Source organism: Cysteiniphilum marinum (assembly GCF_014857925.1).
In the GTDB taxonomy this organism is placed as follows: Bacteria; Pseudomonadota; Gammaproteobacteria; order Francisellales; family Francisellaceae; genus Caedibacter; species Caedibacter marinus.
The window spans coordinates 16,697-31,437 of sequence record NZ_JACYVZ010000010.1; the positions used below are offsets into that span (position 1 = coordinate 16,697).

Genomic DNA, 14,741 nt, shown 5'->3' on the forward strand with positions numbered 1-14,741 from the left:
AAACCCTAAGGAGATAATCATGACGGTATTAGTAGGACGCAAAGCGCCTGAATTCACAGCGCCAGCAGTGCTAGGAAATGGTGAAATTGTAGATGCATTAAGCTTTGAAAAAGCGCGCGCTGGTAAGTATGCCGCGGTTGTTTTTTATCCACTTGATTTTACTTTTGTTTGCCCATCTGAGTTAATCGCACTTGATAAGCGTGTTGATGAGCTTAAAAAGCTAGGTGTTGAAGTATTCGCAGTATCGATTGATTCACATTTCACGCACAATGCATGGCGCAATACTCCGGTGAATGATGGTGGTATTGGTGCGGTTAAATACACGATGGTTGCTGATATTAACCATAGTATTGTTAAAGCCTATGGTGTTGAGCATCCTGAAGCAGGGGTTGCTTTCCGTGGTACATTCTTAATTGATAAAGACGGTGTAGTGAGACATCAAGTGGTTAATGATCTGCCTTTAGGTCGCAATATGGACGAATTAGTGCGCATGGTTCAAGCATTGCAATTCTTTGAGGAACACGGTGAAGTATGCCCAGCTGGTTGGAAAGAAGGTGATAAAGGTATGAAGGCGTCACCGCAAGGTGTTGCTGCTTATTTAGCAGAAAATGCTGAATCTTTGTAATTTTTTATAAAAAAATCTATGATTTGCTTGAAAATTTAAAATAAAGTGATACCTTTGTCGGTGTGTAGTCTTTCGACGGCAAAGAAGCCGACAAAAAGGAATCATTTTTTAATAAAAATGTAAGTTTTAAAACAGTTGAGGAGAAACTATGAAACTTAAGATGATCGTCGCAGCGGTTGCTGCAACTGCAAGCGCTTCAGCTTTTGCAGCAGGTTCAATGAATGATCAAGTACAAAACGGTGGCGGTATCGTCAACGTGCGTACAGATGCAAGCTATTCACAACAAATGCTAAACAACCAGCAAGTGACTGGTTCTGTTTTAGATATCCTTAATGCGCGTAAGTCTGGCGATCTAGCGCCTAATGCTATCTATATTGGTGGTAAAGGTGAGATTTATGCAAACTATCAAAATACTTCGGGCGTAACTTCAGGTGTTCACCCAAGTGGTGCAACTGGAAATAACAATAGCTCAAGTGAAGTTAAGATGCCTTATGCTGATTTGGCATTCACTTCTACTATTGGTGACTGGGTAACTGGTTTCGCTGACGTACAAGTTACAAATGCGGCTTCTAGTAATGTGACATTACCAAGTGCTTACTTTGTTGTTGGTAACTTGACTAAGTCACCTTTCTATGCATTTGGTGGTAAAAAAGTCGTTGAGTTTGGTAAGTTTGATTCAGTCACTAACTTTATGCCAACTTTAACACGTGCTTACTTTATGGCATATGGTGGTCAAGTCGGTGCCGGTTTTGCAATGAATGGTATTAATGCAACAGCTACATTAATGAATGGTAAAGGTGAGTCATTAATGAACTCACAAGCTTCAAATGCTCAGCAAATCAATAACTTTGCATTAAACGCCTCTTATAATGGCAAAGCAGGTAATTTAGGTTACTATGCGGGTGCTGGTTATGTTAATGCAACTGGTTTTTCTGAAGATAAAGCTGGTATGAAAAACAAAATGGTTGGTGCATTGGACTTCAATGCCGGTGTAATGATTCAAGGTCTTGCAGTTAATGGTGAGTTTTTGGTCACGACTTCTGGTGTTAGTGGTATGAACCAAACTTCTGTTTATGGTAATGCAACAGGTGGCCTTAACACTGCAACTGGCGCGCACAACAAAGATACTGCAGGTATTACAGCATTTGGCTTTAATGCACTTCCAATACTAGTAAGCTTTGATTCAGGTTCTACTGTTAAAGCGTGGAGCTTAGACTCTTCTTACACTATGCCAGTCGCAGGTAAAGATATGGTACCTTATGTATCATACAGCCAAGTAGCGCAAAACTCTGATAACAACTTATATCAATTTGAAGTTGGTACACGTTACAACGTGGTTGATACTGTTTGGATTGGTGGTTCTTATAACTACATGTCTGGTAAATCAGCAGGTACTAGTGTTGGTAAATACAACACATTGATGTTGGATGCTACAGTTTACTTCTAATAATACTGATTAGTTAGTTTACACACTTTAAAGGTCGCAATTGCGGCCTTTTTTGTTTTCAGGGTGGGGAGAGATGATTAGAAGTTTATATTTATTCATATTAATGATGCCATGCGCTTTATATGCAAATGAAATATCAACAACAGTGATGCAGGCAATACTAAGTCCATATGCACTTATTGCATTAGCTACTTTTATTATTGCTTATATCATGGTGATGCTTGAAGATGTGATTCATCTGGCGAAATCAAAACCAGTGATTCTAGCGGCAGGCATTATTTGGGTGCTCACGGCAATCATTGGCAAGATCAATGGGCAAAGCGATATCGTTGAACAAAGCTTAAATAAAGGCTTATTGGAATATGGTGAGCTGCTATTGTTCTTATTGGTAGCAATGACTTATATTCATGTGCTAGAAGAGCGCAATGTTTTTGAAAAACTAAAAACACTCCTTCTTAAAATGGGCTTGCGCTTTAAAGGTATCTTTTGGTTAACTGGACTTCTGGCATTTTTTATCTCGCCGTTTGCCGATAACTTAACAACCGCTTTAATTTTAAGTGCCGTAGTGCTTTCGGTGGGCAGAGGTCAGACGAAGTTTATCTGCCTAGCTTGTATTAATATCGTCGTTGCTGCCAATGCTGGTGGTGCCTTCAGTCCATTTGGTGATATCACAACATTGATGGTGTGGCAAAGTGGGATTGTACCATTTACGCATTTCTTTGCATTATTTGTTCCGGCATTAGTGAGTTTCCTTATTCCGGCGACTATTATGAGTTTTTTCCTGCCCAAAGGTGAAGATCATAGTCATGATTTGTTAGAGGTTAAACTCAAATCAGGCGCGATTGTTGTCATTGTGATGTTTGTATTAACGGTCATTACCGCTGTACTTTTCCAGAATTTGTTAGATCTGCCACCAGTATTAGGCATGATGACAGGTTTAGGTTATTTGATGTTTTTAGGCTTCTTTTTAAAGAAAAAAGCACGTGAGCATTTTGATGTATTTCAAAAAATTCAAATGATTGAATGGGATACCTTGTTATTTTTCTTTGGTATTTTACTTGCAGTTCAGGGTTTGGCAACTTTAGGTTATTTAGAAGTGTTATCTAATTTCCTATATCACAATGTGCCAAGTGCCATGCCACAAGTGTTTGATCATATCACACAAGCGAATATTTTAATTGGTCTACTCTCAGCCATTGTTGATAATATCCCTGTGATGTTTGGTGTGCTAACGATGCATCCGCCATTAACTGAAGGGCAGTGGCTATTGGTAACCTTAACCACAGGCATTGGTGGCAGCTTGCTATCGATTGGTTCTGCAGCGGGCGTTGCAGTGATGGGCAAAGCGCATGGCCAGTATACTTTTTTAGGGCATTTGAAGTGGAGCTGGGTGATTTTGTTAGGATATTTTGCTAGTATTGCAATGCATCTTTTGCTAAACCAAGCTTTTTTTAGCTAACCATCATAAAGGTAATCAATGACAGAAAAATCACGTTTTTACGCCCCAAAGTATTGGAGTTTGCAGCTTGCCTTTCTTTTTTTGCGCGGCTTTGTCTATCTGCCCTTTCGTTGGCAGATGAAAATAGGCATACTTCTTGGGCGCATGACTTATCCATTTTTGAAGCGACGTAAACAGATTACATTAACAAATCTCAAGATTGCTTTTCCGAATAAAAGTGAACAAGAGCTAGAGAAGTTATGCAAAAAATGCTTTGAATCAATTGGTATCTCAGGGGTTGAAACGGCGATTGCCTGGTTTATGCCAAAAAAACGTTTTAATAAGATTAAGTTTGATACTCATGGTATACAGCACTTTGAAAATGCGCATAATGATACTAAGCAAGGGGCTTTAATGCTCGGTGCTCACTTTACTTGTATGGAAGTCATTGGACGCTTTATTGGTGAGCATTACAGTCCTTTTTATCTTGTTTATCAAAAGCATAAGGATCCTCTGTTTGAGCAGGTGATGACAACATCGCGCGAAACCTATGTTAGTCAATGTTTACAGCGCAAAAATGTTGTATCGATTGTCAAAGCACTTAAAAAAGGTAGCTCGGTCTGGTATGCCCCCGATCAGGATTTTGGTGCAGAGCGTAGTATCTTTGTGCCTTTCTTTGGCAAAGCGTGCGCAACTTTGGTAGCAACCTCTTGGTTGGCAGAGAAAACAGCTGCGAAAGTTGTGCCGTGCTATTATGCGCGTAAGGCGGATCTATCGGGTTATGATATTTATGTATTACCCGCACTTGATAACTTCCCTTCAGGCGATGATTATCAAGATGCGCTAAGATATCATCATATTCTGGAGAAAGCGATTACGGATTTCCCTGATCAATATTTGTGGCAGCATCGGCGTTATAAGTCGCGCCCACAAGGTGAAGCGAGTATTTACTGATGAGATATTTAGCTTATTTTCGTAATATCACAATGCTGCTAATAGGTTGTATATTGCTATCATCCTGCGCTTTGTTACAAACTCGTGCAATAAATACGCCAGAGGTTGAGGTTTTCAAAACACAAAAGCTGAAACTGCCAACACCAACTGAGCTTGATCTAAACTTTGATGTGACCCAAATCCTAAGCTCAGAATATACAATAAAAGGCAAAAAAGAATCGTATGTTGCGCAGGTTGAAGTAGAAGCATCAAAACAAAAGATTGTTATTGTTGCTGCTGCGGGTTGGGGTGGCTCGATTTTCTCGCTTGTTTATGATGGGACTTCTATTGACAGTAGCAGCTTGCCGATGCCACATGCTGATATGGGGGTTAAGCAAAGTTTGGTTGATTTTATTTTTACCTATGCACCGACAAGGGTTATTCATGAGATGCTACAAACAACGGATATTACAATGCAGTCACATAAAAATCAGCGCCAGTTTTATTTGAATGATCAGCTCGTTATGCAGATTAATTATCAGAATCAACAAGATCTGTATGCAGATGTACAGCTTGAGAACTTCGTTTATCACTATCAAATAGCGATTAAGACGTTAAAAGACAGTTAAATAGTAATCGTAATTGATAATCCACAAGGTTGATTGTTTTTAGCCTCAATGCGTCCACCGTGGCTTTCAATGATGTCTTTGGCGATAGATAGGCCAAGACCGTTGCCTTTAGATGACGAGTTATCACCTTGTTGAAAGGGCATAAAAATATCGCCTAATTGCGCAGATGGCACGCCTGGCCCATCATCGCTGATTTCAATAGTGAGCGTGTCTTTGTATTGTGTGAGTCGCACACGCACTTTGCTGCCGTATTTTAATGCATTATTAATAATGTTTGTTAGCGCGCGCTCAATCTCAACTTGTGAGCCATGAATAAAGCAACGATCATAAATGGCAGAGATTTGAATACGCTTAGGATTATGTGATTGATAATCCTGAACAATGTCAGTGACGATTTGGCATAAATCAATGGTGCTTTTAGGGTGTGATAAATGCTTTTGTTTCGCATAATCAATCGTATTTTTTAAGATAAGATCGATATCATCAATTTGCTCAAAAATGCGTTCTCTTAATCTTGCATCTTCGATTTGATATAACATAAGATCAATGCGTGTGAGCGGTGTCCTGATATCATGCGCTAAAGTTGCCATGGTTTTCATTTTGACTTCATTCAATGTCTGGATCTTAGCAATTAAACTATCAATATATTGTGCAGATTTATGCAAGAGATGTAAGCTTGATTGTGTGAAAAAATTACCACGAATGGCAGGTAAGTTTAGTTGATGTCTTTGTTCAAGTTCAAACAGCCTATTCATCGCAAGAAGTAACTTTCGCCCATTAATCAGATAAATAAGTAAATAAAGCATAACCAATAGTTGTAACAATACAAATACTGTGGCAAACCACGGAAAGCTAATCGCAGGCAAATAGACAATAATCCACTCTTTCAGTTGATTTGAGTAAATCGAGATAATGTTATTGCGCCAGAAACGAATATTGCTTAGTGCGTGGTGCACTTGTTGTGAGTTGATTTGTAGATCATGACTATAGATATAATCAGAGCTGATTTGAGGTTTATCTGCAATCGTAACCATCACACGATTATTACTAAAGCGCGGGATAATGCTTTTTAGGTATTTTTCTTCTTTGCTTGATAGTTTTAAGTGATCGATTTCAGTAATTAAATTAATTAAGTTAGTCGCTTCAACGCGCTGATCTTCATTGTGATCAATGTAGGTGTTGGTGTAGAAATAACTAATCAGTACGATGTTGATAATAAAGGCAATGAATAAAAGTAAATTAAAACGTAATCTAGATTTCAAGTTTGGTGAGTTTCTTCTAAGCTTCATCATCGGTTAATCAATCGTGATGTTGCTTTTTAAACTATAACCAATACCACGAATCGAAACGATTAGATCATCACTGTCAATGCTTTCAAGCTTTTGACGCAAGCGAGAAATTAAGGTTGAAATAATCCGGTCATCGGCAGCAATCGGGCGGTTGTAAATCACTTGCGCGATATCATGTTGCGACTTGGCTTCACTATGATTGTCATTGAGATAACTTAACAAGAGATATTCATTTTTATTAATACTAATACTTTGCTCAGTATCATGGCGTGAGAGTGTGAAGCTTTTACTGTCAATGCGCCAGATACTTTTCTCAGTGTGTGTCTTAGGCTTGTAAGCAATCGAAAGAATGTTGCGAACCTTGGCAATCAATAATCGGGTATTAAACGGTTTATGCATAAAGTGCAAAGCACCCAGTTCATAAGATAAAATTTCATCGATCTCATCATCAGACGCGGTAATGATAATAATCGGAATATTGAGCGATTCACAGATTCTGCGGCAATAGTATTTGCCATTTTCAAACCCAGGCATATTTAAATCAAGAATCATCAAATCAGCAGCAAAAGATCTGAGAATTTCATCAGCTTCAGGCGGGTTTGCTGCGTGTTGTACGTCGTATTGTTCACGCTCAAGAATATGTTTTAATTCTTGGCGAATGATTAGATCATCATCGACAATGATAATACGTTTTTTTTCAGTATCTTGCATGGGTTTAGTACTTTAATGCAATAATTGCTGATAATTATATACCCATCATAAACTATTTTACAGCGTTTCTTCCTTTGCCTTTTCTGTGCTTTGAGTAAGTTGAATTTTGGCAAGAGTTCAAGCTATTACCCGCAATTCAACTTACCAAAAGCTTCACAAAATGCTTTGTAATCAAACATTGAAAAATAATTTACGATGGGTATACAGAATAAAATAAAGAATATGACGGTGAATAATGATTAACTGAGCTTATCAGTGGCGACATGATAATCAGGGTCTTCAAGTACATTGACTTCAACAAGGTTTCCTGCTTTGCCTAATAGCTCCTTACATTCTAGGCTTAAATGTCTTAAATGTAAGTTTTTGCCAAGGTTACTATAACATTCGGCAACGTAAGCAATGGCATCAATGGCGGAGTGGTCACTAACACGTGAGTATTTGAAATCAATAATGACTTCACTAGGATCGTCCGCGGGGGCAAAGAGGCTTTTAAAGCGTGTGCTTGAGCTAAAGAACAAAGGGCCATGCAGAATATACTCTTTGCTGCCATCCGTGTTGATTTTGGTTTCGGCATAGATGTTTTTTGCAGTTTGCCAGGCAAAGACAAGGGACGCTAAGATCACACCAACAATAACAGCAACTGCAAGGTCCGTCATTACGGTAACAACGGTTACGACAATAATGATGAATGCATCGTGTAAAGGAATCTTGCGAATGAATTTGAAACTTGCCCATTCAAAGGTTTCAATCACAACCATAAACATCACCCCGACAAGGGCAGCCAGTGGAATGATTTTAATTAGTGGCATGGCGACAACGATAAAAAACAATAAAAACACAGCAGCAGTAATGCCAGATAAGCGTCCGCGCCCGCCAGAGCTGATGTTGATCATGCTTTGACCAATCATCGCGCAGCCGCCCATGGCTTTGAAAAAGCCAGAGATAATATTGCCAGCGCCTTGGGCAATACACTCTTTGTTACCACGACCACGTGTTTTGGTGATTTCATCAATCAAGGTCAATGTCATTAACGATTCAGACAGTCCAATAATAGCCAAAATAAGTGCATAAGGCACAATAATCGTCAGTGCATGCCAAGTAAATGGAATATGTGGAATACTAAAAGCGTGGCTTACAATATCTGTGCCAGTACCGATCATATCTCCAACATTTAAAATATGATTGCCCGGTAATGGTATAAATAAGGCAATTACGGTGACAACGATGATAGCCGTTAATGCAGAAGGAATTGCTTTGGTGAGTTTGGGTAAGAAATGTGTAATGAGCATGGCGAGTACGACAAGTCCAATCATCACATATAAGTCAATGCCTTGTAACCAAACTTTATGATCTAGCCCAGTTGGCGTGTATTTGAACTGTTGTAATTGCGATAAGAAAATGACAATAGCTAGACCATTAACAAAGCCAACCATAACCGATTTAGGTAGCATACGAATAAACTTGCCAAAGCCCAGAAGTCCTATAACAATCTGAATGATACCCGTGAGAATTACTGTGGCAAATAGGTAATTCATGCCTGTAATAGGGTCATTAGGAAAAAGCAGCATAATCGAAACCATCACGACTGCCATTGAGCCGGTAGCACCTGATATCATGCCTGGTCTGCCACCAAAAACCGCTGTCATAAAGCACATAATGAAAGCTGCATATAAGCCAACAGTGGGATTAACGCCAGCCACTAGAGCAAAGGCGACAGCCTCAGGGATTAGGGCTAAAGCGACTGTTACACCGGATAAAAAGTCCGTCATGTGTTTGCCATCTTGATTGGGCATCAAAAAGCGATTAACGCGTTGTAATAACATATAGTATAAGAATTTGATTTTTATAAAAATTGCATTCTACTATGATATACACCCATCATAAACCATTTTACAAAATTTCTTGCTTTGCATTTTCCGTGCTTTTGCTTAATTGGATTTTAGCAATAGCATCTACTATTACCTGCAATCCAATTAAGCAAAATCTTCAAAAACTGCTTTGCAATTAAACACTGCATAATGATTTACAATGGGTGTATACCCAATGTCCTTGAATAATTGACTGGATTTTTTTGGTAACTTGTCCTAAAATTTTGGACAAGTTTCCATTGTGGAGTTGGCTTATGCAGCTAGTAGATAATTTATTAGGTCGCGCTAATTTTAAAAATAAACATATACATGCAGAGTCTGATTTATATGAAGAGATCAATCAAGGTATTAAATCTGCAGCTATTTTGCGATTTGCCAAATCAAGTGGTTTAACAGAGGAAGTCGTATCATCACTTATTCCGATTAACCGTAAAACCTATTTGCGTAGAAAAGAAATGGGTATGCTTGATGCAAAAGAATCTGATCGTTTGATATTGATCGCAAAAGTATATGCACATGCGCTTGAAGTGTTTGGTACTAAGGAAAAGGTTAATAATTGGCTTGCAACAAAAAACCTTGCGTTAGGTGAAAGAACGCCGCTTGAGCTTCTCAAAAATTCTTTGGGTTGCCAGATTATTGATAATTTGCTTTATCGTATTTCCTATGGGATATATAGCTGATGATTGCTTGGCGTATTACACAGAAACAATTTGCAGATCCGCCTTTAAATGGTTTGGGTGGGCTCTTTGCTTCAGGTCGTTGGCATAGCCGTGGTCAGCAGATTATTTATATGGCTGAGTCACAATCCTTGGCTATTTTAGAGTCGTTAGTGCATTATGATCCAGCTAATGCGCCGATTGAGCAGGTGATTATCTCGGCTGATATTGCTGCAGTGTCTTTGTTAACGGCAACAGACATTGGTTTAGATAATAACGATATTCGTGGCATGCACGCGCATGATCTGCGCGCTCTTGGTGATAACTGGCTTAAGCAAAAAACCAGTTGTGTACTGAAAGTCCCGTCAATTATTACGCCATTTGATGAGTATAATTATCTTATTAACCCCTTACATCAAGACTTTGCCAAGATTAAAGAGATTAAGTTAACAGATTTTAGATTTGATAAACGCTTATTGAGATCGTAAGTTAGTTTATGAACGCTTTTTCTCAGCTAATGCATTATTTGATTTTTCAAGCTGTTTGCGATAGTACTCAAGTGTTTGCTCGGATTCACGCTTAAGTTGGCGAATTTGTCCATTTAAAAAAGCAATTTGCCCTTCTAAAGCATCACGCAAGTCTGAAATACGCTGTGTTGTTTGCTCTTTGAGTGTTTCAGCATAAATACGTGCTTCTTTAGCGACTTGCTCGGCTGATTCGCGACGTGTTTGCTCCTTGACTAAAGCAGCATATAGCTTACGCACTTTAAGCTCAGGGTTGCTTTCGTTTAAAATCATGCTCCATTCATCAGACATACTGCTAAGGATGTCACTACTTAATGCATGAGAACTTGTAAGAAGTGCTTGAATCATAGGGTCTTGTGCCTTCATTGTGCTAGTTACAGCTGACGGTTTATCGCTAACTGCCATTTTTGTTTGAGGCTTTTCTTCAGGAATTTTTGCCGCTTGTATTTTTGCAGTAGTAGTGTTTTCTTCTGGAGCAGGTTGCATAGTATCTTCTGTATTCTTATGAGTGGTTGCTGGTTGTGCGGCTGTTTGACCGGTTGCACGTTCTTCACGCCACTGTTTTAAAAATTTACTGATAGTCGTCGGACTGCCGCGACCAACGGTATCACGAACATTATTTATGCTAGGAGTAATGCCTTGTGCTTCTAGCTTGGTAATTGCTTCGAGTATATCTTCGTAAGAAATGCCTGGACGAGCCATGGTTTGTTATATCCTTAATCGAGTAATTGATTTAACGAAAGTTTAAAGAGAGTTTATATCTACAATCCATGGCGATTATAGCAAGATATTCAATTGCGTCAAACATAAGATAGGCGTCAAGCATATATTTTGTTATGATAAGGCGCGAATTTAATGTAGCAATCACTGATTGATATCCACAATATAAGAGGACATAAGCATGAGCTCAACAAAGCTAATTTATACCCATACAGATGAAGCGCCAATGCTGGCAACTTATTCATTGTTACCGATTATTGAAGCGTTTACTAAGCCTTGCGGTATAGAGGTTGAAACAAAAGACATCTCACTTGCAGCAAGAATACTGGCGCATTTCCCAGAGTCATTAACAACAGAACAGCATCATGAAGATGAGTTAGCTATTTTAGGTGAACTAGCTAAAACACCAAATGCCAATATTATCAAGTTGCCAAATATCAGTGCGTCGATCCCGCAGTTGCAAGCGGCAATTGCTGAGTTGCAAGCACAAGGATATCCGATCCCTGATTACCCAGTTGATGCGAAAACAGCTGAAGAAAAAGAAACAAAAGCGCGTTATGCCAAGGTGCTAGGCAGTGCTGTTAATCCGGTATTGCGAGAGGGGAATTCAGATCGCCGTGTCGCTAAAGCGGTAAAAGAATATGCAAAAAAACATCCGCACTCAATGGGCGCGTGGGACAAAGGCTCTAAGTCACATGTGGCACATATGTCAGGCGATGATTTTTATGGTAGCGAAGTATCAACTGTTGTCGCTGATGATACCAAAGTGAAGATCGTATTTACCGATAAAGCAGGGCAAAGTGAAACACTTAAGTCAGATTTCCCATTATTAAAGGGAGAAGTCATTGATGCCTCTAAAATGTCGGTTAAGGCATTAAGAGCATTCTTTGCTGAGCAAATTGATCTAGCGCAAAAAGATGACGTATTGCTATCACTACATATGAAAGCAACAATGATGAAAGTCTCTGATCCCATTATTTTTGGACATGCAGTAAGTATTTATTACCAAGATGTCTTTAACAAATATGCAGATGTTTTTGCCAAGCTTGGTGTGAATCCTAATAATGGTATTGGTGATGTTTATGCCAAGATTAAGCGCTTGCCAGAATCTGAGCAAGCTGCGATTGAACAAGATCTTGAGAATGTTTATAAGACGCGCGTTGAGCTTGCGATGGTTGATTCTGATAAAGGAATTACCAACTTGCACGTGCCAAATGATGTTATTATTGATGCATCTATGCCGGCGATGATCCGCTCTTCTGGCAAGATGTGGGGACGTGATGGCAAATTGCATGATACAAAGGCTATGATTCCTGATCGTTCATATGCTGGTGTTTACCAAGAAACAATTAATTTTTGTAAAGAACATGGTGCATTTGATCCAACAACGATGGGTAGTGTTGCCAATGTCGGTTTAATGGCAAAAAAAGCAGAAGAATACGGCTCACATGATAAGACATTTGAAATCACGGCTGACGGCAAAGTCAGTGTTATCGATGCTAATGGCAATAAGCTATTATCACATGATGTTGAAAAGGGTGATATCTGGCGTATGTGTCAAACCAAAGATGTTGCGATTGAAGATTGGGTGAAACTCGCAGTATCACGTGCGCGTATTACCAATACACCTGTTGTGTTTTGGCTAGATGACAAGCGTGCGCATGATGCTAATTTGATTACTAAGGTAAAAACCTATCTTAAAAATCATGACACTAATGGTCTTGAAATACATATCATGTCACCAGTTGATGCTACACGCTTTTCACTTAAAGCGATCAAAGCTGGTAAAGATGTGATTTCAGCAACAGGTAATGTATTGCGTGACTATCTAACCGACTTATTCCCGATATTGGAACTAGGTACAAGTGCTAAGATGCTATCGATTGTACCATTACTAGCCGGTGGTGGACTGTATGAAACAGGTGCCGGTGGTTCAGCGCCTAAGCACGTACAGCAATTAGTAGCCGAGAATCATTTGCGTTGGGATTCATTAGGAGAGTTTCTTGCATTAGCTGCCTCTTTAGATGATTTAGCTAATAAAACAAATGATGGTAAAGTGCGTGTATTAGCCGATGCACTAGATCAGGCAAATGCTAAGTTCTTGGATAAGAATAAATCACCATCACGTAAAGTTGGTGAGCTTGATAATCGTGGTAGTCATTTCTATTTGGCGATGTACTGGGCAGAAAGCTTAGCCAAGCAAACACAAGATGCGCAATTGGCGCATGTATTTAAGCCAGTAGCGCAAGCGCTTAAAGAGAATGAAGCTAAGATCGTCACTGAACTAAATGACGCGCAAGGTGTTGCAGTTGATATTGGTGGATATTATCATCCGAATGCGCAGAAAATTGAGAAAGCAATGCGCCCAAGTGAGACACTTAATCAGGTTATCAATAGCTTGGCAAAAGAGCCTGTTAGCGCTTAACTATTAAAGTTCATAGAAAATTACGAAATGGGCTTGTGATTTTCTATAAACGAATTATAATCTCCGCTCATTGGTCGCTTAGCTCAGTCTGGTTAGAGTACTACCTTGACATGGTAGGGGTCACTGGTTCGAGTCCAGTAGCGACCACCATATTTCGCCTTATTTTACAGCTTCTTGATAACGATAAAAAGCCTCTCGTGAGAAACCGATTACCTGATATATGTTGGAAATATTGTCTAGCTCGTTGACTAAACTTAACAAGCGGATTTTATTTTTGATGAAGTTACTGTGTTTTCTGTCATTGTCAGGCTTTATTTTCAGAATCTTTCACAAAATCCATTAAAATCAACAGTTTTTAAATGCGATTGCCCTGTGAAGACTAAGATAAACACTATAAAATAACAACTAATAAGTATATACTTTAGCGCAATTTTGATGTGATGAATGTGGATAATCGTTAATGCTTAGTTTTCAGGATATTATTTTTAAACTTCAGCAATATTGGGCAGAAAAAGGTTGTATGATCGTGCAACCATTGGATATGGAAGTAGGTGCTGGCACCTTTCATCCAGCAACTTTTTTGAGAGCAATTGGTCCGGAGAGTTGGAATGCAGCATATGTGCAACCATCGCGTCGTCCAACCGATGGCCGCTATGGTGAGAACCCTAATCGTGGTCAACATTATTATCAATTTCAAGTGGTGATGAAGCCATCACCGAAAGAATTGCAAGAGCTATACTTGGGGTCATTGCGTGTTTTAGGTATTGACCCATTAGAGCATGATATTCGCTTCGTTGAGGATAATTGGGAATCACCTACCTTAGGCGCTTGGGGCTTAGGTTGGGAAGTCTGGGCAAATGGTATGGAAGTGACCCAGTTTACCTATTTCCAACAAGTTGGTGGCTTAGAATGCAAACCTGTTACCGGTGAGATTACTTATGGACTTGAGCGTTTGGCAATGTATTTGCAAAATGTTGATAGCATGTATGATTTACTGTGGGCAAATACAGCAATGGGTCCTGTGTATTATCGCGATGTGTTTCAACAAAACGAACGCGAGATGTCACAATACAACTTTGAAGAAGCTGATGTTGAGCACCTATTTAGCGAGTTTGATTTTCTTGAGAAGGAAAGTGCGCGCCTTTTAGAAAAAGGCCTAGCATTACCCGCTTATGAGATGATGCTTAAGGCGTCCCATACTTTTAACTTGCTAGATGCGCGTCATGCGATCTCTGTAACTGAGCGTCAGCGCTATATTCTACGTGTGCGCACTCTCTCACGAGGTGTGGCTGAAGTCTATTACAAAACTCGTGAGGAACTTGGGTTTCCGATTTTAAGTAATGTTTGATTTCTGATGACTCTGGGTGTTGTTTATTATGTGATCCTACATTTAAAGCTAATAAACAATAGATGCTTGTGCAAATAAATTTTAAAAATTTATAAATAAAAGGTTGTGTTTCGCAAAATCTATTGCTA

The 14,741-nt window shown here is 39.2% G+C and carries 13 protein-coding genes and 1 tRNA gene; 10 read left to right on the forward strand and 4 right to left on the reverse strand.

Going from position 1 to position 14,741, the window contains the following annotated elements; genetic code table 11:
• Positions 1-19: 19 nt before the first annotated feature.
• The 5 genes from IE867_RS06645 to IE867_RS06665 all read left to right on the forward strand — a co-directional run bounded on the left by IE867_RS06645 (position 20) and on the right by IE867_RS06665 (position 5,072).
• A complete protein-coding gene (locus IE867_RS06645) occupies positions 20-625 on the forward strand; it encodes a peroxiredoxin (RefSeq protein WP_192483991.1) in 606 nt (201 codons plus the stop codon).
• Between the two features lie 148 nt (positions 626-773).
• Positions 774-2,072, forward strand: coding sequence for an LbtU family siderophore porin (locus IE867_RS06650; protein ID WP_192483992.1), 1,299 nt, complete (start codon positions 774-776; stop codon positions 2,070-2,072).
• 73 nt (positions 2,073-2,145) lie between these two features.
• Entirely contained in the window at positions 2,146-3,531 is a 1,386-nt protein-coding gene (gene nhaD, locus IE867_RS06655; RefSeq protein ID WP_192483993.1) for a sodium:proton antiporter NhaD, read from the forward strand.
• Positions 3,532-3,549: 18 nt separating this feature from the next.
• Positions 3,550-4,464, forward strand: a complete 915-nt coding sequence (locus tag IE867_RS06660) for an LpxL/LpxP family acyltransferase (RefSeq protein WP_192483994.1) — start codon at positions 3,550-3,552, stop codon at positions 4,462-4,464.
• Between the two features lie 53 nt (positions 4,465-4,517).
• Positions 4,518-5,072, forward strand: coding sequence for a DUF3261 domain-containing protein (locus IE867_RS06665; protein ID WP_192483995.1), 555 nt, complete (start codon positions 4,518-4,520; stop codon positions 5,070-5,072).
• Here IE867_RS06665 and IE867_RS06670 read toward each other — a convergent pair.
• The 3 genes from IE867_RS06670 to IE867_RS06680 all read right to left on the reverse strand — a co-directional run bounded on the left by IE867_RS06670 (position 5,069) and on the right by IE867_RS06680 (position 8,895).
• Positions 5,069-6,364 carry a sensor histidine kinase gene (locus tag IE867_RS06670; RefSeq protein ID WP_192483996.1) on the reverse strand — a complete coding sequence of 432 codons (1,296 nt, stop codon included), beginning with the start codon at positions 6,362-6,364 and terminating at the stop codon, positions 5,069-5,071. The two genes, IE867_RS06665 and IE867_RS06670, sit on opposite strands and share 4 nt — an antisense overlap.
• A 3-nt stretch (positions 6,365-6,367) precedes the next feature.
• Positions 6,368-7,072, reverse strand: a complete 705-nt coding sequence (locus IE867_RS06675) for a response regulator transcription factor (RefSeq protein WP_192483997.1) — start codon at positions 7,070-7,072, stop codon at positions 6,368-6,370.
• Positions 7,073-7,311: 239 nt separating this feature from the next.
• Positions 7,312-8,895, reverse strand: coding sequence for a SulP family inorganic anion transporter (locus IE867_RS06680; RefSeq protein WP_404826254.1), 1,584 nt, complete (start codon positions 8,893-8,895; stop codon positions 7,312-7,314).
• 299 nt (positions 8,896-9,194) lie between these two features.
• On the opposite strand from IE867_RS06680, the gene parS reads away from it, so the two are divergent.
• Both parS and IE867_RS06690 read left to right on the forward strand, forming a co-directional pair.
• On the forward strand, positions 9,195-9,620 hold the full coding sequence (gene parS / locus IE867_RS06685) for a type II RES/Xre toxin-antitoxin system antitoxin (protein WP_192483998.1): 426 nt from the start codon (positions 9,195-9,197) through the stop codon (positions 9,618-9,620).
• Positions 9,620-10,084 (forward strand): RES family NAD+ phosphorylase, encoded by a 465-nt coding sequence (locus IE867_RS06690; protein WP_192483999.1) that lies wholly within the window; start codon positions 9,620-9,622, stop codon positions 10,082-10,084. The genes parS and IE867_RS06690 overlap by 1 nt, the downstream gene beginning before the upstream one ends.
• Positions 10,085-10,090: 6 nt before the next feature.
• Here the strand turns inward: IE867_RS06690 and IE867_RS06695 are convergent, their stop codons facing one another.
• A complete protein-coding gene (locus IE867_RS06695) occupies positions 10,091-10,822 on the reverse strand; it encodes a DNA-binding protein (protein ID WP_192484000.1) in 732 nt (243 codons plus the stop codon).
• A 199-nt stretch (positions 10,823-11,021) separates the two neighbouring features.
• Here IE867_RS06695 and IE867_RS06700 point away from each other — a divergent pair, with 199 nt between their 5' ends.
• The 3 genes from IE867_RS06700 (at position 11,022) to glyQ (ending at position 14,613) form a co-directional block, all read left to right on the forward strand.
• Entirely contained in the window at positions 11,022-13,265 is a 2,244-nt protein-coding gene (locus tag IE867_RS06700; protein ID WP_192484001.1) for an NADP-dependent isocitrate dehydrogenase, read from the forward strand.
• Between the two features lie 72 nt (positions 13,266-13,337).
• Positions 13,338-13,415, forward strand: a tRNA-Val gene (locus tag IE867_RS06705).
• Positions 13,416-13,725: 310 nt separating this feature from the next.
• On the forward strand, positions 13,726-14,613 hold the full coding sequence (gene glyQ / locus IE867_RS06710; RefSeq protein WP_192484002.1) for a glycine--tRNA ligase subunit alpha: 888 nt from the start codon (positions 13,726-13,728) through the stop codon (positions 14,611-14,613).
• The last annotated feature ends 128 nt before the right edge of the window (positions 14,614-14,741 follow it).

Bases quoted from the DNA above. Each gene is read 5' to 3' on its own strand.
- glyQ (WP_192484002.1), top strand. From the start codon at position 13,726: ATGCTTAGTTTTCAGGATATTATTTTTAAACTTCAGCAATATTGGGCA.
- IE867_RS06680 (WP_404826254.1), bottom strand. From the start codon at position 8,895: ATGTTATTACAACGCGTTAATCGCTTTTTGATGCCCAATCAAGATGGC.
- IE867_RS06700 (WP_192484001.1), top strand. From the start codon at position 11,022: ATGAGCTCAACAAAGCTAATTTATACCCATACAGATGAAGCGCCAATG.
- IE867_RS06695 (WP_192484000.1), bottom strand. From the start codon at position 10,822: ATGGCTCGTCCAGGCATTTCTTACGAAGATATACTCGAAGCAATTACC.
- nhaD (WP_192483993.1), top strand. From the start codon at position 2,146: ATGATTAGAAGTTTATATTTATTCATATTAATGATGCCATGCGCTTTA.
- IE867_RS06675 (WP_192483997.1), bottom strand. From the start codon at position 7,072: ATGCAAGATACTGAAAAAAAACGTATTATCATTGTCGATGATGATCTA.
- IE867_RS06690 (WP_192483999.1), top strand. From the start codon at position 9,620: ATGATTGCTTGGCGTATTACACAGAAACAATTTGCAGATCCGCCTTTA.
- IE867_RS06660 (WP_192483994.1), top strand. From the start codon at position 3,550: ATGACAGAAAAATCACGTTTTTACGCCCCAAAGTATTGGAGTTTGCAG.
- IE867_RS06645 (WP_192483991.1), top strand. From the start codon at position 20: ATGACGGTATTAGTAGGACGCAAAGCGCCTGAATTCACAGCGCCAGCA.
- IE867_RS06670 (WP_192483996.1), bottom strand. From the start codon at position 6,364: ATGATGAAGCTTAGAAGAAACTCACCAAACTTGAAATCTAGATTACGT.
- parS (WP_192483998.1), top strand. From the start codon at position 9,195: ATGCAGCTAGTAGATAATTTATTAGGTCGCGCTAATTTTAAAAATAAA.
- IE867_RS06650 (WP_192483992.1), top strand. From the start codon at position 774: ATGAAACTTAAGATGATCGTCGCAGCGGTTGCTGCAACTGCAAGCGCT.